Raw genomic sequence first — 19185 nt, forward strand, 5'->3', positions numbered from 1 at the left:
GTAAAACAAGGGCTAGCAGCAAACAAGTTAAACTACCAACCCAGCAAGCAGATGGACGACTTTTTAGCTATTTATGACATTGCTTCACGAACAGGTCGGAAACTCTTACGGTGTTCAGCTAACACGCCATGTTTGGCTAAAGCCTCAAAATGCACCTTCGTTGGATAACCTTTGTGCTTTTCAAAGCCATATTCTGGATGTTGAGCAGCGAGCACTTCCATCTCTCGATCGCGCACAACTTTTGCAATAATCGATGCTGCACTGATTGCATCAATGAGGCCATCACCTTTGATGATGGCGTGGCTCTGCACGCCAAAATCTGGCGTACGATTCCCATCGACTAATACTGAAGAGGGTTTAATCGTTAGCCCAGCTACTGCACGCTGCATTGCCAACATGGTTGCGTGTAAGATATTAAGCTCATCTATCTCAACAGGTGATGCAGAACCGATAGAGATACTTAACGCTTTTTGCTGGATCTCAACGAACAATAACTCACGCTTTTTCTCTGATAGCTTTTTAGAATCGTTAAGCCCTGTGATTGGGTTATTAGGATCGAGTATGACTGCGGCAGTCACAACATTACCCACTAATGGACCACGACCCACTTCATCGACTCCGGCGTACTGTCCAATACAGAGTTGGGTGATTTGCTCAGGGGTAATCTCTTTTATAACAGCCATTATGTTGGCTCCTCAACTAATTCAACAGTCTCAACTAATTTAATCACCGCATCTGCTGCGCGAGCGCTAGCATCGCGTCTTATCGACTTATGCATCGCCATAAATCGGTCATGTAATGGAGTGAAATCGCTATCAAGTTGCACAGAGACGGCATCTGCAATTTTTTCGGGAGTACAATCAGCTTGAATAAGCTCTTCAACTACATCATCATCAGCGAGTAAATTAGGCAGCGAATAACGCTTTGTTAGCATCATTCCTTTGGCGATTTTATAGGTAATAGGGCTAACACGATAAGCGACCACCATAGGTCTTTTAACTAACATCGCTTCGAGTGTTGCTGTGCCTGAAGCCAGTAGAATACAATCTGCTGCTGCCATGACCTCTCGAGAATGACCTTCAATTAAATCGATCTCTAGATCCGGCGCATGAATGCTCAGCGCTAATTCAAACTGCTCTCGTCGCTTCTGGTTGACAAGAGGCGTGACAAATTTAAGATCAGGATAACGCTGCTTAATTAAATTTGCAGCTTTAACAAATGGTTCGGCTAACTGTTTTAGCTCCCCGCCGCGGCTACCGGGTAAGACGGCCAAATACTCAGCATCTTGATCGAGTCCAAGTAACGTTCTCGCATCCGCTTTGTTACTTTCTAGCGCAATATCATCAGCAAGCGTATGACCCACAAACGTACAAGGAACGTCATGTTTATCATAGAAGGCTTTTTCAAAAGGCAGCAAAGACAACACCATATCGGTGGCCTTGGCGATTTTAAAAATCCGCTTTGGTCGCCAAGCCCATACTGACGGACTGACATAATGAACGGTTTTAAGACCACGTTGTTTAAGCTTTAACTCAAGGCCGATATTAAAATCTGGGGCATCGATACCAATAAAACAGTCAGGTTGGATCTGCATCAACTCATCAATTAGCGTCGCCCGTACTTTAAGAAGCCGGGGTAGACGTGACAGCACTTCAACGATCCCCATGACCGCTAACTCTTCATAAGAAAAAAGAGACTCAAAGCCTAATGCACCCATACGCGGACCACCGATCCCGACAAATCGAGCATCTGGATAGCTTTTTTGAAGCGCCTTAATCAAGCCAGCACCAAGGATATCACCCGAGATTTCTCCGGCGACCATGGCAAATATACGAGGAGTGTTTATGCTCATAGAGAAGAGTCTATTTTGATGATTAATGACAAAGAAAAAACCCGTTGAATGATAACGGGTTCTTATTTAGTGCTATCGAACAATGCCTCGGGTCGAGGACGCAATAAAGTCAACCAACAGTTTAACTTGTTCATCGTCAACCGCGGCCTCCTTTAGTTGTTCTACCGCTTCTTCAACGGTTAAACCATTGCGATACAGCGTTTTATATGCACGGCGAACAGCAAGCTGAGATTCTTTAGCGAACCCACGGCGTTTAAGCCCTTCACTATTCAACCCTCTTGGTACAGCGGGTTGACCTGAAGCCATCACAAAAGGCGGCACATCATTAAGAACCAATGAGTAACCCGCCGTAAATGCATGATCACCAATATGCACAAACTGATGCACACCCGTCATGCCACCAAGAATAACCCAGTCACCGACATGTACATGGCCAGCAATTGAAGCATTATTAGCCATAATCACATTATTACCTACCACACAGTCATGCGCGATATGCACATAAGCCATGAACAGGTTATCTGAACCAATACGTGTTTCCCAATTATCTTGAGTCGTACCACGATGTATCGTTACTGATTCACGGATCACATTGTTGTCACCAATGATAAGACGGGTTGCTTCACCCGCAAACTTCTTATCTTGGCAATCTTCACCCACTGAGGCAAATTGATAAAACTTGTTACCTTTGCCGATAACAGTTGGGCCTTTCACCACAACGTGGGAACTAAACCAACAGTCGTCACCGACTTCAACGTCTGCGCCAATATAAGTCCAAGGACCGATGGTGACATTGTTGCCAATCTTGGCATCTGGATGGATATAAGCTAATTTATCGATCACTTCGAAATCTCTCTACGAGCACACATAATTTCGGCGGTACAAACAACTACGCCATCCACTTTGGCTTCACCGGTAAAAACGCCGATCCCACGACGCTCTTTAATCATTTTCACTTCAAAATGCAGCTGATCGCCTGGTTCAACAACACGCTTGAAACGTGCTTTGTCGATACCGGCGAAATAGTATAGTGCATCAGTAGAAGGTTCATCGCTGAACGTCTTGAATGCTAAAAGACCTGTAGCTTGCGCCATTGCTTCTAAAATCAATACGCCTGGCATCACTGGCTGAACCGGGAAATGTCCCTGAAAAAATGGCTCATTAATAGTGACGTTTTTGATAGCATGTAAGGTTTCACCCGGAGTAAAATCCAACACTCTATCAATCAATAAAAACGGATACCTGTGCGGTAAAAACTTTAGGATCTCTTTGATATCCATTGTATTCAATTGATTTGACACGAAACTTATTCCTTAACCTGCCCAAGGCAGCTAATCATTTTACTTTACGTTTTTCTCTAGCGTCTTAACGCGCTGAAAAAGCCCATCAAGCTGTCTAAAGCGAACTGTGTTTTTACGCCACACCTTGTTATCCATGGCAACGGTCGCTGAAGAATAGACTCCACGCTCACGGATAATACTGGTAATATTCGTGCTGCCAGTAATATGGACACCATCACAAATACTCAAATGACCTGAAATTGCACAATTACCACCAATAATACAATGTTTACCAATGGTGACACTACCTGCAACAACGGTACATCCCGCAATCGCGGTATTTGCACCAATAATATCATTGTGTGCAATTTGGACTTGGTTATCTAAAATAACCCCATCATGAATTTCTGTATGCTCTATTGCACCACGGTCAACGGTCGTATTAGCACCGATCTCAACTCGATCACCAATGCGTACACCGCCCGTTTGTGGAATTTTAATCCACTGGCCGCGCTCATTAGCATAACCAAATCCATCAGAGCCTAATATAGCCCCCGAATGAATGATGCAGTCTTGGCCTAAGTGCACATTATGGTAAACAGTTACGTTAGCCCATAATAAGGTGTTAGAGCCAATAATACTGTCTTGACCAATCACGCTTCCGGCGCCGACTTGCACATTATTCCCAAGAACAACATTGTCACCAATAACCGCATTAGCACCAATCGCAACGTCATCCCCTAGCATAGCAGAAGCTGCAATTTGTGCTGAAGGGTGGATATTTTCAGCCGCCTTGGGAGTGGTATCGAGAAGTTGTGCAATGCGCGCAAAACCAACATAAGGGTCTTTAAGTAAGATGGCATTGCCGTTAAAACCTTCGGCATCTGTAGGCGTCATCAAGATCGCCGACGCAGCCGTTGTTTCCAGCTGCGAGCGATATTTTGCATTCGCCAAAAAAGAGATTTGACCTAAACCTGCACCGTCCAAAGTGCCGACAGTTGAAATTTCAACTGAATCGTCACCTTGAACATCTGCATTTAAATGGTCAGCCAGTACTCTTAAAGTATAGCTTTTCATCTATTTACTTGCCTTTACCGAGTGCTTCAACAACCTTGTTGCTGATATCAGCAGATGGCTTAACGTAGATAACTGCGCCACGTTGTAACACCATGTCATACTGTTCTTTTTCAGCAATGGTGTTGATTGTCTTTTGAACTTCAAGTAACAGCTTATTTTGCTCTTCACCGTTACGACGACGCATATCTTCGTCCAACGCTTTACCTTTAAGTTGTAACTCAGCCTTCATTGATTCCATCTTACGAACCATATCAGTCTTCTGAGAGTCACTCATTAATGCTGCATCACGTTGTTGTTTTTCAAGCAAACCACGTAACTCTTCTTGCATTTTTTGTACTGCGGCAACACGGTCACCAAATTCAGCTTTCAAGGTTTCGTTAACCTGTTCGCGCTGAGGTAGTTGCTCAAATACAGCCTGCATATCAACTACTGCGATTTTTTCAGCGTGCGCTGCTAGTGGTGCACCTAAAAGAACCAATACCATCATTGCGCGATTTAACATCTTATTCAAAACATACTCCTTTATCTCAGCAAAACTTGCCGATTACATTTAAATTATTTTTAGAAAGTTTTACCAATATTGAATGAGAAGATCTCTGTTTCATCATCCTCATACTCCTTGATTGGCCATGCAAGACTAAACACCATAGGTCCCATCGGTGATAACCATTGCACGCTCATACCCCAAGAGGCACGAATACGATTCGGATCGCTATAATCTTCAAGTTTATCAAACTCTTCAACAGGAAGATAACGATACGACTCATAGTCAAACTCAGTATCCCATACGTTACCCGCATCCACAAAGAAGCTTGTGCGTACCGAGTTGGTATACGCTTCATCTAAGAATGGCGTAGGGACAATTAATTCTAAACTGGCTGTCGCAATCGCATTACCACCGATTGAGCGACCCGAGCTAACTTGAATTTGATTTGGATCACCGGGTAATGAACAACCACTACCTGATGGATCTGGCGAACAAGGCTCACTGCCACGGTAAAGGTAGAAAGAACGAGGACCTACCGAATTCGATTTAAAGCCACGTAATGAACTACTTCCGCCTGAGTAATAGTTTTCCCAGAACGGCAGGATTTGGTCGTTATTATTAAACTCACCATAACCGTTACCATAACCTAAACGACCACGTGCCAACACGACGAAACTCTGGCTTCGATTAATTGGAAAGTAGAAGTTAGTATCAAAATCGGCTTTAAAATATTGTAGATCAGAACCAGGAACCGTCATTTTACCATTTAGGCGTTGCGATGAACCGTCTGATGGAAAAGTACCACGGTTCAAGTTACTACGTGACCAACCTAGGTTCATCTCAAAGTTATCGAAACTCAATCCAGCATTTGGATCTTCCGAGTCACGGTAAATATCATAGAAACGAATGGCTTGCTCGTATGCAGAAATCTCTGAAATTTCGTTATGACGATAACCAATACCACCGTTTATGCGGTTATATTCATTAATAGGGAAGCCTGAGTTTAATGAAATACCATAGGAGCTGTTTTTATAGGCTTCAAGGTTAGCTTCATCGGCATCAAACTCACTCCAATAAATACTTCCACCGAGGCTGACGCCATCTTTAGTAAAGTAAGGGTCGGTAAATGACAGGTTAACGTTCTTAGAATACTTGTTGGTATTCAAGTTAATACCCGCTTGATTACCTGTTCCTAAGAAGTTGCTTTGCTGCACACCAAACTGCAAGCTAAGACCCGATTCAGTACCGTAACCAACACCAGCGTTAAACGAGCCTGATGGCTGCTCTTTAACGTTAAATGCGACATCGACTAAATCGTCAGTACCTGGAACTTGTACCGTTTCTGTATCTACGGTCTCAAAGTAACCCAAACGGTTAAGGTTAGACTTTGATAACTCAACCTGAGCTGAGTTTAACCAAGCACCTTCCATTTGACGCAATTGACGACGCATCACTTCATCTTTAGTAACTGTGTTACCAGTGAAGTTAATATTACGCACGTAAACACGTTTACCCGGTTTAACATTGATGTTTAACGTCACTTCTTTTGTTTCGTCATCAATCTCAGGGTAAGTCTTCACTTCTGGGTAAGCGTAACCATAACGGCCAAGATATTTACCGTACATCTCTTCGGTAAATGTCACATCGCCACCGTTATACATATCGCCTTCTTTGATAGGTAAAATGGTTTGAAGTAACTCTTCGCGCCCCATCAAATCGCCAGTTAAGTTAACTTCTTTAACTTTATACTGTTCGCCTTCATCAACATTAATAGTGATATAAAGACCTTTACGGTCTGGCGTCATGGCTACCTGAGTTGAAGTCACATCAAATCGAATATAACCACGGTTCTGATAATAGGTTTTAATGGTTTCTAAATCGGCTTGTAGCTTCTGCTTCTGATAACGACGTTCGCCAAACAGATCCCACCACGCAACGTAATCTTTAAGCTCAAGCATACCAATAAGCTCTTCATCGCTAAATTCGCTATTACCAACGACGTTGATTTGACGAATTTCGGCGGCAAGCCCTTCGGTAAACGTAAACTTAAGTTCGACGCGATTACGCGGTAGATTTACAATTTCCGCTTTGACTTTAGCGCCGTACTTACCAACGCCATAATAAAAGTCTTGTAGACCTTTTTCGATGCCAGATAGCATGGTGCGGTCGAGCGACTCACCAATCTTAACACCGGAACCGTCAAGGCTTTCTTGCAACTGTTCATCTTTAATATCTTTGTTACCTTCAAAGGTAACAGAGCTAATTGTCGGTCTTTCGGTGACTTTCACCACCAAAACATTACCGTCGCGTAACACTTCAATTTTTTCGAAGTTAGTTGACGCGTACAAGCTCTTAATCGCTTGCTGCAATTTTAATTGATCAACAGTGTCACCTACCTTAACAGGTAGATTTAGCAAAGCTGCACCAAGTGCGACTCGCTGTAAACCTTCAACTTGGATATCAGTTACTTCAAAAGGTTGGAATGTATCTGCCCAACCGTTCCCTGAAAAAGACGCTCCGACTAATAACATCGAGGCAAAAATTTTATTCAATCTCATAGAGCACTTCTAATTATTTGTCTGTCCTTGATCAGAGTCGGGAAAAGTCATTGAAGAGCGCTACACTCATCAACATCAACAGCAAAGCTGCCCCAATTCTGAATCCAATTTCCTGAACCTTTTCAGGTACAGGCCTGCCTGTAATCACTTCAACGAAGTAATACAAAAGGTGTCCTCCATCTAGCACTGGCAAAGGCAAAAGATTAATAATGCCTAAGTTCACGCTAATCAAAGCAAGAAAACCTAAAAAGTAAACCAATCCGACATTAGCACTATTTCCCGCACCTTGTGCAATAGAAATAGGCCCACTCAGATTTTTAACCGAAATATCACCAGTTAATAACTTGCCGATCATCTTAATGCTGACGGAGACAAGTTGCCATGTTTTATCCACTGCAATTGGAAAAGAGTCTATAAACCCATATTCCAGTTGTAACTTCATGTTTTCTGGCCAAGGTTCAGATGTGGGAGCAACCCCAATCACACCTTCAATTTGACCAGCAGCGTTTTCACGTGACTTAGGTGTCACCTTTAGTGTTAGCTGCTCGCCATCTCTTCTCACCGTGAGATCGATACTTTTATTTGCTGATTGCTGAATTAGGTTAACAAATTGTGGCCACTCGGTATACCGCTCACCATCAACAGCAACTAATATATCGCCCACTTCAATGCCGGCAAGCCCTGCGGCTCCATCTTCACTAACTAACGCCAGTGTTGGTAAAATTTGTGGACGGTACATCCCCAAACCAATAGCCGTTATCGGTAATTCTTTTTCTGGATCGAATGTCCACTCACTCGTGTCTAAAGTGTATTCTTGCTCCCCTGAACGACTGCCTTCTAGGCGACTTAGCGGTGCAACAGAAATGTTGACTTGCTTATCGCCTATGTGACCAGCAAGTGCGAGATTAACTTCTTCCCAGTCCTTAACTTTTTGTCCGCCGACAGACAGCACTTGTAACGGCTCTTTTACAATGATTTGTGCGGCTGGAGAGCCTACTATCGTAGAGTCAATGATCGGTTTAATTGCCGGTACGCCAATAAGATACATGGCATAGAGTGCGATAATGGCGAATATGAAGTTTGCTATTGGGCCTGCACTGACAATAGCAATGCGTTGCCAAACATTTTTGCGGTTAAAGGCTTGATCTTTTAACGCTTCAGGCACGTCATCGACACGCTCATCAAGCATTTTTACGTAGCCACCAAGAGGGATCATTGCTAACACATATTCAGTGCCATCTTTACCCGTTCGGCGAAAAATCGCTTTACCAAAGCCAATTGAAAAGCGCTCTACTTTAACGCCACATTTTCTAGCCACCCAAAAATGACCATACTCATGTGCGGCGATTAAAATACCAAGTGCAACAATAAAAGAACCTAGGTTCCAAAAAAAATCTATCATTCCCTTCCTTTGAACTAAATGAGCTTGCTAACCGCTTCGAATGCATATCGACGAGACTGACTATCGAGCGCCATAATATCGTCAATATTGGTTAATGAATCAGCTGTTACTTGCTTTAAGCTCTGTTCATTGATGATTGCTATATCAGTAAAACGTATCTTGCCATCTAAAAATGCTTGCACTGCAATTTCATTGGCAGCATTTATCACTGTTGTCGCTTCTTGTCCTTGATGACAAGCCTCTATCGCTAACGCCAAACAAGGGAAACGATTAAAATCAGGTTCTAAGAAGCTTAACTGTCCGACTTTGAAAAAGTCTAAAGGTTCAACTCCTGAGTTAATTCTCTGTGGAAAAGACATACAATGAGCAATCGGTGTCCGCATATCTGGGTTACCCAATTGCGCGATAACTGAGCCATCACGGTACTGCACCATAGAGTGAATAAGACTTTGTGGATGAATAACCACTTTTATCTGATCGGCACGAGCATTAAACAGCCAACGTGCTTCTATATATTCCAAGCCTTTATTCATCATGCTCGCTGAGTCGACAGAAATCTTCCGCCCCATCGACCAATTAGGATGTTTACAAGCTTGCGCCGGCGTCATCGATGAGAGTGTTGAAAGTTCAGATGTCAAAAAAGGTCCACCGGACCCTGTTAGCAAAATGTGTGACACACCTGCATCATTTAAATCACATCGACCAATCTCAAGCTGAGTGCGTTCAGATAAACATTGGAAAATGGCATTGTGTTCACTATCGACGGGTAAGACTTGTGCGCCAGATGTTTGCATCGCGTTAATAAAGAGTTCACCAGACATCACCAGTGACTCTTTATTCGCCAGTAAAACTCGCTTACCGGCTTTAACCGCAGCGAGGGTTGACGGCAATCCTGCCGCGCCGACAATTGCCGCCATGACAGTATCAACTTCAGCGCTGCTCACAAGTGAAAAAAGCTCATTTTCGCCTGTTGTCACTTCAACGGCTAAATGGCTGGGTAGCTGCTGTTTAAGCTGACTAGCGGCTTTGGCATCGACCATATGGGCAACCTTAGGGCGATGCTTAATACAAATCTCAAGCATTTTTTCTACATTGGTATTCGCTACTAATGCAAATACACAATATTGCTCTGGATTCGCCTCTACAACGCTTAACGTGCTAGCACCAATAGATCCTGTCGCGCCTAAAATCACCATATTTTGCATATAGTTACATCCAAAAAGCTATATAAATTAAGGTAAATACTGGTAACGCGGCAGTTAAGCTATCGATGCGATCTAATATGCCACCATGACCCGGTAAAATCGTACCAGAGTCCTTGATGTTAGCGACTCGCTTAAACATGCTTTCAGATAGGTCACCAACGGCCGAGGCAATCGCTGTAAATAAAGTCACTGCGATCAATAGGCCTAGCTCTTGTTCAGGCGAGAAATACATTACGCCTGCCACAATCACCATGGTTGTTGCGAGTCCACCTAATAAACCTTCAATGGTTTTAGCGGGACTAACATTGGGCATTAGCTTTCGCTTACCGAAGGCCTTACCTGCAAAATAAGCACCAGAATCAGTAGCCCAAACAACTAACATCACCAGAAACACTAGCGTGCCGCCGTAGTATGGCGATGCTTCAGTGCTTAACGCCTTAAGAGACAGTAAAGAAACAAAACATGGAATTAAGGTAAGCTGACCGAACATTGATTTAAGCATGTGGCTCTTTTTCCAGAACCCAGCACCTCGTGGATAGGTAATCACCATCATAAATGAGATAAACCACCACAGACCGCCCATCGCTATCACCCCTAAAAATATCGGGTGCATCATGCCTCTAACCCATATTTCGTCAGCGGGCACCATAATATTAAGCGCGATAAGCAACACACCAATGGTGATGGTAAAGCTCCATTGAGTCATTTCACACTGACTATCAATGATGCGGCCCCATTCCTTACCGGCAATGAGAAAAACGCCCAATAGTGCCCACGAAAAGTACTCAGTTGGCAAACCAAATATGGCGCCAAAAACCAAGGGGATTAACCATATTGCTGTTATTATTCGTTGTTTTAGCAAAAAACTTCCCTCATTTTATTATTACAAAGCGCGAATAGTATCAATTTGATTTCCAGTCAAACCAAAACGGCGCTGTCGGCTAGCAAACTTAACGACGGCATCTTTGAAAGCATCCTCGTCAAAATCTGGCCATAGCGTGTCAGTAAAGACTAACTCTGCATATGCTGCCTGCCAAAGGACAAAATTACTGATTCGATAATCGCCACCAGTGCGGATCATTAAATCAACTTCGGATTGGTTATGCATGCATAGCTGCTCATTTAACGCTTCTTCGGTGAACTGCTCACTGCTCATTTCACCCGTTTCAACTTTCATCGCTAGCTTTTGTGCTGCTTGCATAATATCCCAGCGACCACCATAATTGGCCGCCACATTTAACACTAAATCACTATTTCCAGAGGTTCTTTCTTGGGCTGTTGCGATTTGCTTTTGTAGCCGCGCTGAAAAGCGACTTATGTCACCGATAATATTGAGTCGCACGCCATTGTTATCAAGTAACTTCAGCTCTCGTTGCAATACCGTAAAAAACAGCTCCATTAACAAGCTGACCTCTTTATCCGGTCGACGCCAGTTCTCACTGGAGAAGGCAAACAAAGTGAGTGACTCAACCCCTAAGGCTCGCGCTGTACTCACCGCACGTCTAACCGCCTTAACACCCGCCTTATGACCAAAGACTCTTGGTTTCCCTTTCGCCTGTGCCCAACGCCCATTGCCATCCATTATGATAGCAACATGCTTAGGTATAGACTGTTTTACCAAAGCAGAAAGCGCTTCTGGTAATGCCTCTGACATATCAGTGTCAGATTGGGAATCGAATGACATCTATTACAACCCTTAAAATAGACAAACGCCGTGTAGTATAACTCTACACGGCGTCTGAACTCTATAGCCTGTTTCTCTTTCACGCTCAATATTCACTCAACCATTAAGCTTTTAGCCTAAGGCGTGAGCGATAACGTACTACACGTTTTAAGAAAGCGCTATAAACTCTGATAGCGCTCAAAATTAGAACTCCATCAATTCCTTTTCTTTTCCCGCTAGAATTTCATCTATTTTCTTGATGTGTGCATCAGTAAACTTCTGCACTTCATCTTCTGAACGACGAACTTCATCTTCTGTACATTCTTTATCTTTCTCTAGTGCTTTAACATCAGAGTTTGCATCACGGCGTACATTTCGAACCGCGATACGGCTATTCTCAGCTTCAGCGCGAACAACTTTAATGAGGTCTTTACGACGCTCTTCAGTCAATGCAGGCAGAGGAATACGGATAGTGGCACCGGCAGACATTGGATTCAAACCAAGACCTGAGCTCATGATCGCTTTTTCTACAGCAGCAATCATAGTACGGTCAAATACCGATACGTTGAGTGTGCGAGCATCACCAATAGAAACGCTTGCAACCTGCTTTAGCGGCGTAAGAGAGCCATAATAAGGTACTTTAATAGTATCGAGTAAGCTTGGGTGGGCACGGCCTGTGCGCACTTTAGCCATTTGAGTTATTGTAGACTCGATACATTTGTCCATGCGTGTTTTTGCATCAGTTTTAATTTCATTTATCACGTTATATGTCCTTTTTAGTCACTAGGAGCTAATTGCCTTTTGAGGCCTATTAGACTCGTTTCTTTGCGCCAGACGAGTAAAAATCTGTAAAGCATATAATCAAAACACATCAAGTGTATGATTAAAGTACTACACATGCCTTGTCGCGTGTGACAATGTTACCTAGGCTAGCATCTGCTAATGCAGAGTAGCACTCAACCTAGAGTCACATTGTCGAAACCTGTTTACTTACAGCTTGAATACCCACGATGGGCTATAATCACTGCGTTAATTAACCAGCGTTAATGAGTGTGCCTTCTTGCTCGCCCATGATCACGCGACGCAATGCGCCAGGTTTATTCATGTTGAAAACAAGTATTGGCATATTGTGATCTCTGGCCAATGTAAATGCGGCCAAATCCATCACTTTTAATTCTTTGTCGAGTACTTCGTTGTAGACCATTTGATCATATTTAACGGCTTCAGGATTCTTCACTGGGTCATCGGAATAAACGCCATCAACCTTGGTTCCTTTAATCACAATCTCTGCTTCAATTTCAATGCCGCGTAAACACGCTGCAGAATCTGTAGTACAGAATGGATTACCGGTACCCGCAGCAAAAATAACGACTCGACCTGACTTTAGCAAGCTAATAGCCTCTGCCCAGTTGTAATCATCACAAACACCTTTCAATGGAATTGCTGACATCAAACGTGCATTTACATAAGCACGATGCAATGAATCACGCATCGCCAAACCATTCATAACCGTAGCCAGCATACCCATATGGTCGCCGACAACACGATTCATACCCGCTTTTGCTAAACCTTCGCCACGAAACAGGTTACCACCCCCTATGACAACACCGACTTGAATACCTAATTCGACAAGTTCTTTAATCTCCTGTCCCATGCGATCAAGCACTTTAGGGTCGATGCCGAAGCCTTCTTCACCCATTAGCGCTTCACCACTTAGTTTTAAAAGAACACGGCGATAAGCAGGTTTAGGATTGGTACTCATATTTATTAGTCCTGATAATGGCTTTAGGGAATTGTATACTCAAATAGCCTCACAATGCAGTATTCATCTCTTACATCATAAAGTTATTTCAGTAAATACAATAAGACCGCAGCAGTTGCTACGGTCTTATGTTGACTACAAAAGGAGATTAACCTTTTGTAGAAGCAAGAGTTGCAGCTACTTCAGCAGCAAAATCTTCTACTTTCTTCGCGATACCTTCGCCAACTTCTAAACGAACGAAGTTTGAAACAGAAGCGCCTTTCTCTTTAAGAATAGTGCCAACTGTTTTCTTAGGTTCCATGATGTAAGCTTGGCCAGTAAGAGATATCTCACCAGTAAACTTCTTCATACGACCTAGAACCATTTTCTTAGCAATCTCTTCAGGCTTGCCTTCGTTCATAGCGATTTCGATCTGAAGTGCTTCTTCTTTTGCAACAAGAGCAGCAGGAACATCTTCAGGGTTAACGAATTCAGGCTTTGAAGCAGCAACGTGCATTGCAATGTGCTTTAGAGTCTCTTCGTCAGCTTCACCAGCAACAACAACACCGATGCGCTCACCGTGACGGTAAGTAGCAAGGTTTGCACCATCAATGTACTCGATACGACGTACATTGATGTTTTCACCGATCTTAGTCACAAGTGCAACACGCGTTTCTTCAAACTGTGCTTTCAATTCTTCGATAGTCACTTTAGATGCAGCAGCAACTTCTAGAACAGAGTTAGCAAATGCTAGGAAGCTTGCGTCTTTTGCAACGAAGTCAGTTTGACAGTTAACTTCTAAAAGTGCAGCGAAACCTTCGCCATTCTTAATAAGAATTGTACCTTCAGCAGCGATGTTACCCGCTTTTTTAGCAGCCTTTGCAGCACCGCTCTTACGCATTGCATCAATCGCAAGCTCGATGTCACCATCAGTTTCAGTCAATGCTTTCTTACAGTCCATCATGCCAGCGCCAGTGCGGTCACGAAGTTCTTTAACTTGGGCAGCAGTAATTGCCATTGTTAAATCCTCTACAGATAATTCGTCAAATTCAATAGATATAAAACAGGGGCCAGAGGCCCCTGTTTACCAATCAAGTATCTTGGTTAATAAGGGGAGATGAAAATCATCAACCTTATTATTCAGCTTCTACGAAACCGTCTTGCTCAGCTTGAACAGCTAGGTCTTGGTTACGGCCAGCTTTAGCAGCGGTAGCAACAGACTCAGTGTATAAACGGATCGAACGCATAGCATCATCATTACCAGGAATGATGTAGTTGATACCGTCTGGAGAAGAGTTTGTATCAACAACAGCAACAACTGGAATACCTAAGTTGTTAGCTTCTTTAATCGCAATATGCTCATGGTCAGCACCGATTACGAAGATCACGTCTGGAAGACCAGCCATGTTCTTAATACCACCAAGAGATTTTTCTAGTTTCTCAAGTTCACGAGTACGCATAAGCGCTTCTTTCTTAGTAAGCTTGTCGAAAGTACCATCAATAGCTTGGCTTTCAAGATCTTTAAGACGCTTAATTGATTGACGAACTGTTTTCCAGTTAGTCAACATACCACCTAACCAACGGTGATCGACGTAGAACTGGTCACAAGAAACAGCAGATTCTTTGATAGCTTCGCTCGCAGCACGCTTAGTACCAACGAAAAGAACCTTACCTTTTTTAGAAGCGATGTTGCTAATGAACGCTAGTGCTTCATTGAACATAGGCACTGTGTGCTCTAAGTTAATGATATGAACGCCGTTACGTGCGCCAAAGATGAAAGGCTTCATCTTTGGGTTCCAGTAACGAGTTTGGTGACCGAAGTGAACACCGGCTTGAAGCATGTCGCGCATTGAAACTGTAGTCATTTTATTTACCTTTAAATAATTTGGGGGTTAGACCTCCACATATCCCATATCTTCGACCCGGTTAAGGGCACCCCGAAGAACGTGTCGATATGTGTGTGATTTAGTATTTAGCATTAGCCATGTATAATGGCGGCCAGATTAACGCTTTGCTTCCCACATGAAGTGGAACGTCAAGAGTCAACCATAACGGCGCGCTTTATACCATATTTAGAAAAAAAGCACAAATATTTGCGGAGTTTTTGCGGTATAATCCCCCCAAAGCAAGACGACCAATCAAAAGACATAAGAGACATAAGAATGAGCATAGTAATCAAGACAGCTGAAGAAATTGACAAAATGCGCGTCGCAGGGAAACTTGCAGCCCAAGTACTCGAAATGATTGCGCCGCATATTAAAGCCGGTGTGACAACCAACGAACTAAATGAAATTTGCGCAACATTTACTGAAGATAACGGCGCTATTTCGGCACCACTTGATTACCATGGTTTTCCGAAATCTATATGTACATCAGTGAATAGTGTTATTTGCCACGGTATTCCCAATGACACCGCCCTCGCTGACGGTGACATCCTCAATATCGACATCACTGTGATAGTTGATGGTTACCATGGTGATACTTCAAAGATGTTTTTAATCGGTGATGTTAGCCCTAAAAATGCTCGTCTTTGCCGTATCGCTCAAGAAAGCCTTTATGCCAGTATTAAAAAAGTCCGCCCAGGCATGAAGTTAGGTGAAATTGGCACTTTAATAGAAAAGTTCATTAAATCTAAAAAAACGGGGCTAGAAAAATACAGCATAGTGACCGATTATTGTGGTCACGGTATCGGTGCTGTCTTCCATGAAGAACCACAAGTCATGCATTATAAGAATAATGACAAAACGGTGCTTCGCCCAGGTATGTGCTTTACCATCGAACCAATGATCAATGCCGGACGTCACACCAGTATCCTCGATAAGAGTGACAACTGGACAGTAACCACATCAGATGGCAAAAACTCTGCACAGTGGGAGCACACATTGCTTGTCACTAAAACCGGTGTAGAAGTGCTGACTTTACGCGAAGAAGAAAAAGATTTACCTCGCATAATTAATCACTAAATAATTAAATACAATAAATTTAATAGGCGTGATTTATCACGCCTATTTTTGTATTAATAAACACCGTCGCCAACCTTTCTACTAAGCTCTCTGCTAGGGGCTGTTGATCTTTCGAGCTTAGTTTTTGTTCCACTCTTTCCCGTAAAGAATAATGATTTAAGTACAAGGCTTGAGCGACGATGCTTAGCTGGCTAAGCGAAAAGCTCGTAACGCATTCTATTCATAAAAGACTAAAAGTATTGAAACGAACCCTAAGTAAGTTGTCCTTAAGATCTCATTCTTCACTATCCCGATATGATTTATAGTCATAAAGCTCTTCAAATTTAGTTTTATTGCATAGATAATCACACTAATACAGTCACGCATTAAAGAAAATAATAATGAATAGTGCCCAAACAGCAAAAAGCGTTCTTATCGATTTAAACTGCACATTATTAGATTCGTTTAATGATAAATCAGATATTCGTGCGATAGTGAGTGAGCGCAGCCAGCATGTTGATGCCCTATTACAGAAAGAGTGGCTTACACATGGTTTACAAGCATTTCCTATTTCACTCATTGCAGTTGGTGGCTATGGGCGCGGCGAATTACACCCTCAATCCGATGTCGATTTGCTGTTTCTTACCGACGGTGAATTAACCGTCAATGCTGAACAAGCCTTGAGTGCCTTTATCGCCTTCCTTTGGGATGCGGGTCTAGAAGTCGGTCACAGTGTACGTTCCATAGACGAAACCCTTTCGCAAGGTCGCTCTGACATTACTATCGCAACCAATCTACTTGAATCTCGTCTGCTATGCGGTCCGCAAACACTATTTAACACTCTTTATTATAATATTCGCCAAGATGATTTTTGGCCCAGTAGCGACTTTTATGTCGCTAAACGTGACGAACAGATAGCCCGTCACACCAAAGCCAACGCATTTGATTTGGAGCCCAATTTAAAGAGTTGCCCTGGGGGCTTACGCGATATTCAAACCGTAGCCTGGGTAGCGATGCGGCATTTTAATGCTGACAAGCTAGAAGATCTTGTCGTATATGACTTTTTAGAGCCTCATGAGTTAGCTGAGTTACTCGAATGCCAAGATTTCTTGTGGCAACTGCGCTGCTGCTTACACTTAATATCAGGCAGAGATGAAAACCGACTGTTGTTTGACTTGCAGCGACAAGTTGCAGATTTAATGGGATATGAGGACCAAACCCAACTCGCGGTAGAGCAGATGATGAAGCGCTATTACCGCACTGTCAGGCGGGTAATGGAACTTAATCAAATGCTTTTGCAGCTGTTTAAACGCGCAACGCTAGGCCATATTAAAGCGTTAGAAGTCATACCAATTGATAAACAATTCCAGCGACGAGGAGCATTCATAGAAAGTCTTCGTCCGGACTTGTTCGATACGCCAGAAAACATTCTTCGATTGTTCCTATGCGTTGCCAAAAATTCAAACGTGAAATCTATTTACGCGGTGACTTTACGCAGCCTAAGACTGGCCAGAAGAACGCTAACACAACCGCTAATGTGCGATGAGCGATGCCGTAAACTCTTTATGGAAATATTGCGCCATCCACGCGGTATTGTATCGCTATCGCTCATGCATAATCATGGTATTTTGTCTGCTTACCTACCCGCTTGGAAACGTATCGAAGGACAGATGCAGTTCGATCTTTTTCATGCGTATACCGTAGATGAACACACCCATCGACTGCTACTTAATATCGACCGATTTTCTCAACAAGAGCAGAGAGAAGAGTTTCCGCTTGGTTCGGTACTCATCAACCAACTGCCTAAAAAAGGTTTACTGGTATTAGCGGCTATTTTTCATGATATTGGTAAAGGTCGTGGTGGCGACCATAGTAAGTTAGGCGCCGTTGATGCTCTGGAGTTTTGCAAACAGCATGGGCTCAACGACCATGATGGACGACTGGTCAGCTGGCTAGTAGAGAACCATCTTGTTATGTCATTCATTGCACAAAGACGAGATATATCAGACCCTGATGTCATCGGTGATTTTGCCGAAAAAGTCCGTGACACCGTTCACCTCAGTTACCTTTACTGCCTGACGGTGGCGGATATATGTGCCACTAACGAAAAAACTTGGAATAGCTGGAAAGGTTCACTATTACGTGACCTCTATTTTTCAACACAACGGGTATTAGCAAGAGGCAAAGAAAAACCCGTTGATATCAGAGCGCGTGTACGTGAACACCAAGCTAAAGCTAAAAAGGACCTTATACGCCGTGGTATTAAAGAGAAAGATTTAGATACGTTATGGCAACGCTTTAAAGCTGATTACTTCTTGCGTCACCAACCGAACCAAATAGCATGGCACGCCGAATCGATAATTAAGCACAAAAATGACGAAACCTTGGTATTGATCTCTAAACATACTACCCGAGGCGGCACTGAACTGTTTGTTTATGGTAAGGATAAACCCAAACTATTCGCCACTGTCATGGCAATTTTGGACAATAAAAATATTAATGTGCATGACGCTACAGTCATGATCTCGAAAGATAAGTATGCACTAGACTCTTTTGTTATTTTAGAACAAGATGGCAAGCCAGTGTCGCAGCTATCGCGGATCCAAGGTATTAAGAAAACGTTAATTAAAGCCTTAAGCAGTGATACACCAAAGTTGCCAAAATTCAGAAATCTGTCAAGAAAGATGAAACCTTTTAAAGTTGCGACTCAGGTCAGTTTCCCTCCTACCCGTCGTCATGGTACAAGTATGATGGAACTCATTGCATTAGATTCACCAGGCTTACTGGCAAGAGTTGGCGAAGTCTTGTATCGCTGTGAAACTCGATTATTAGCCGCAAAAATATCTACCATAGGTGAGAGAGCAGAAGATTTTTTTCTATTGCAAACTGTCGAAGGCGAGCAGTTAAATGAAGCGCAGCAGATAAAATTACGAGAAGCACTCACCAGTGCACTTTAGACATATTAATAAACAATAATA

17 protein-coding genes are annotated in these 19185 nt (G+C 43.0%); 2 read left to right on the top strand and 15 right to left on the bottom strand.

The genetic code is table 11. The annotated features are described in order from the left end of the window. Positions 1–71: 71 nt before the first annotated feature. From rnhB to rpsB, 15 genes are all read right to left on the bottom strand, one after another. Positions 72–683, bottom strand: a complete 612-nt coding sequence (rnhB, locus tag L2729_RS06440) for a ribonuclease HII (protein WP_248987528.1) — start codon at positions 681–683, stop codon at positions 72–74. After that, entirely contained in the window at positions 683–1852 is a 1170-nt protein-coding gene (gene lpxB / locus L2729_RS06445) for a lipid-A-disaccharide synthase (RefSeq protein WP_248987529.1), read from the bottom strand. The genes rnhB and lpxB overlap by 1 nt, the downstream gene beginning before the upstream one ends. A 72-nt stretch (positions 1853–1924) precedes the next feature. Beyond that, on the bottom strand, positions 1925–2695 hold the full coding sequence (lpxA, locus tag L2729_RS06450) for an acyl-ACP--UDP-N-acetylglucosamine O-acyltransferase (RefSeq protein WP_248987530.1): 771 nt from the start codon (positions 2693–2695) through the stop codon (positions 1925–1927). Further along, positions 2692–3153 carry a 3-hydroxyacyl-ACP dehydratase FabZ gene (fabZ, locus tag L2729_RS06455; RefSeq protein WP_248987531.1) on the bottom strand — a complete coding sequence of 154 codons (462 nt, stop codon included), beginning with the start codon at positions 3151–3153 and terminating at the stop codon, positions 2692–2694. Before fabZ ends, lpxA begins: the two co-directional genes overlap by 4 nt. A gap of 39 nt (positions 3154–3192) precedes the next feature. Next, positions 3193–4209, bottom strand: coding sequence for a UDP-3-O-(3-hydroxymyristoyl)glucosamine N-acyltransferase (gene lpxD, locus L2729_RS06460; RefSeq protein ID WP_248987532.1), 1017 nt, complete (start codon positions 4207–4209; stop codon positions 3193–3195). 4 nt (positions 4210–4213) lie between these two features. Then, entirely contained in the window at positions 4214–4711 is a 498-nt protein-coding gene (locus tag L2729_RS06465; protein WP_248987638.1) for an OmpH/Skp family outer membrane protein, read from the bottom strand. 59 nt (positions 4712–4770) lie between these two features. Then, a complete protein-coding gene (bamA, locus tag L2729_RS06470) occupies positions 4771–7254 on the bottom strand; it encodes an outer membrane protein assembly factor BamA (RefSeq protein ID WP_248987533.1) in 2484 nt (827 codons plus the stop codon). Positions 7255–7285: 31 nt separating this feature from the next. Continuing rightward, positions 7286–8656, bottom strand: coding sequence for a sigma E protease regulator RseP (rseP, locus tag L2729_RS06475; protein ID WP_248987534.1), 1371 nt, complete (start codon positions 8654–8656; stop codon positions 7286–7288). Between the two features lie 14 nt (positions 8657–8670). Continuing rightward, positions 8671–9861 carry a 1-deoxy-D-xylulose-5-phosphate reductoisomerase gene (ispC, locus tag L2729_RS06480; RefSeq protein WP_248987535.1) on the bottom strand — a complete coding sequence of 397 codons (1191 nt, stop codon included), beginning with the start codon at positions 9859–9861 and terminating at the stop codon, positions 8671–8673. A gap of 4 nt (positions 9862–9865) precedes the next feature. After that, complete coding sequence (locus L2729_RS06485; RefSeq protein ID WP_248987536.1) at positions 9866–10723, bottom strand: phosphatidate cytidylyltransferase; 858 nt, start codon at positions 10721–10723, stop codon at positions 9866–9868. Between the two features lie 21 nt (positions 10724–10744). Continuing rightward, positions 10745–11545: a polyprenyl diphosphate synthase gene (gene uppS / locus L2729_RS06490; RefSeq protein WP_428848228.1), complete on the bottom strand. Its 801-nt coding sequence runs from the start codon at positions 11543–11545 to the stop codon at positions 10745–10747. A 183-nt stretch (positions 11546–11728) separates the two neighbouring features. After that, a complete protein-coding gene (gene frr / locus L2729_RS06495; RefSeq protein ID WP_248987537.1) occupies positions 11729–12286 on the bottom strand; it encodes a ribosome recycling factor in 558 nt (185 codons plus the stop codon). 271 nt (positions 12287–12557) lie between these two features. Next, a complete protein-coding gene (gene pyrH / locus L2729_RS06500) occupies positions 12558–13286 on the bottom strand; it encodes a UMP kinase (RefSeq protein WP_248987538.1) in 729 nt (242 codons plus the stop codon). Between the two features lie 148 nt (positions 13287–13434). Next, entirely contained in the window at positions 13435–14283 is an 849-nt protein-coding gene (gene tsf / locus L2729_RS06505) for a translation elongation factor Ts (RefSeq protein WP_248987539.1), read from the bottom strand. 118 nt (positions 14284–14401) lie between these two features. After that, positions 14402–15130 (bottom strand): 30S ribosomal protein S2, encoded by a 729-nt coding sequence (gene rpsB / locus L2729_RS06510; RefSeq protein WP_101092723.1) that lies wholly within the window; start codon positions 15128–15130, stop codon positions 14402–14404. A 126-nt stretch (positions 15131–15256) separates the two neighbouring features. On the opposite strand from rpsB, the gene map reads away from it, so the two are divergent. Both map and glnD read left to right on the top strand, forming a co-directional pair. After that, positions 15257–16228 (top strand): type I methionyl aminopeptidase, encoded by a 972-nt coding sequence (gene map, locus L2729_RS06515; RefSeq protein WP_283104155.1) that lies wholly within the window; start codon positions 15257–15259, stop codon positions 16226–16228. A gap of 380 nt (positions 16229–16608) precedes the next feature. After that, positions 16609–19164 carry a bifunctional uridylyltransferase/uridylyl-removing protein GlnD gene (glnD, locus tag L2729_RS06520; protein WP_248987541.1) on the top strand — a complete coding sequence of 852 codons (2556 nt, stop codon included), beginning with the start codon at positions 16609–16611 and terminating at the stop codon, positions 19162–19164. Positions 19165–19185 lie beyond the last annotated feature (21 nt).

This window comes from Shewanella gelidimarina (assembly GCF_023283945.1).
In the GTDB taxonomy this organism is placed as follows: domain Bacteria; phylum Pseudomonadota; class Gammaproteobacteria; order Enterobacterales; family Shewanellaceae; genus Shewanella; species Shewanella gelidimarina.

Excerpts from the sequence above, each read along its gene's own strand:
- rnhB (WP_248987528.1), bottom strand. The coding sequence starts at position 683 with ATGGCTGTTATAAAAGAGATTACCCCTGAGCAAATCACCCAACTCTGT.
- lpxB (WP_248987529.1), bottom strand. The coding sequence starts at position 1,852 with ATGAGCATAAACACTCCTCGTATATTTGCCATGGTCGCCGGAGAAATC.
- lpxD (WP_248987532.1), bottom strand. The coding sequence starts at position 4,209 with ATGAAAAGCTATACTTTAAGAGTACTGGCTGACCATTTAAATGCAGAT.
- L2729_RS06465 (WP_248987638.1), bottom strand. The coding sequence starts at position 4,711 with ATGTTAAATCGCGCAATGATGGTATTGGTTCTTTTAGGTGCACCACTA.
- bamA (WP_248987533.1), bottom strand. The coding sequence starts at position 7,254 with ATGAGATTGAATAAAATTTTTGCCTCGATGTTATTAGTCGGAGCGTCT.
- rseP (WP_248987534.1), bottom strand. The coding sequence starts at position 8,656 with ATGATAGATTTTTTTTGGAACCTAGGTTCTTTTATTGTTGCACTTGGT.
- ispC (WP_248987535.1), bottom strand. The coding sequence starts at position 9,861 with ATGCAAAATATGGTGATTTTAGGCGCGACAGGATCTATTGGTGCTAGC.
- uppS (WP_428848228.1), bottom strand. The coding sequence starts at position 11,545 with ATGTCATTCGATTCCCAATCTGACACTGATATGTCAGAGGCATTACCA.
- pyrH (WP_248987538.1), bottom strand. The coding sequence starts at position 13,286 with ATGAGTACCAATCCTAAACCTGCTTATCGCCGTGTTCTTTTAAAACTA.
- tsf (WP_248987539.1), bottom strand. The coding sequence starts at position 14,283 with ATGGCAATTACTGCTGCCCAAGTTAAAGAACTTCGTGACCGCACTGGC.
- rpsB (WP_101092723.1), bottom strand. The coding sequence starts at position 15,130 with ATGACTACAGTTTCAATGCGCGACATGCTTCAAGCCGGTGTTCACTTC.
- map (WP_283104155.1), top strand. The coding sequence starts at position 15,257 with ATGGCGGCCAGATTAACGCTTTGCTTCCCACATGAAGTGGAACGTCAA.
- glnD (WP_248987541.1), top strand. The coding sequence starts at position 16,609 with ATGAATAGTGCCCAAACAGCAAAAAGCGTTCTTATCGATTTAAACTGC.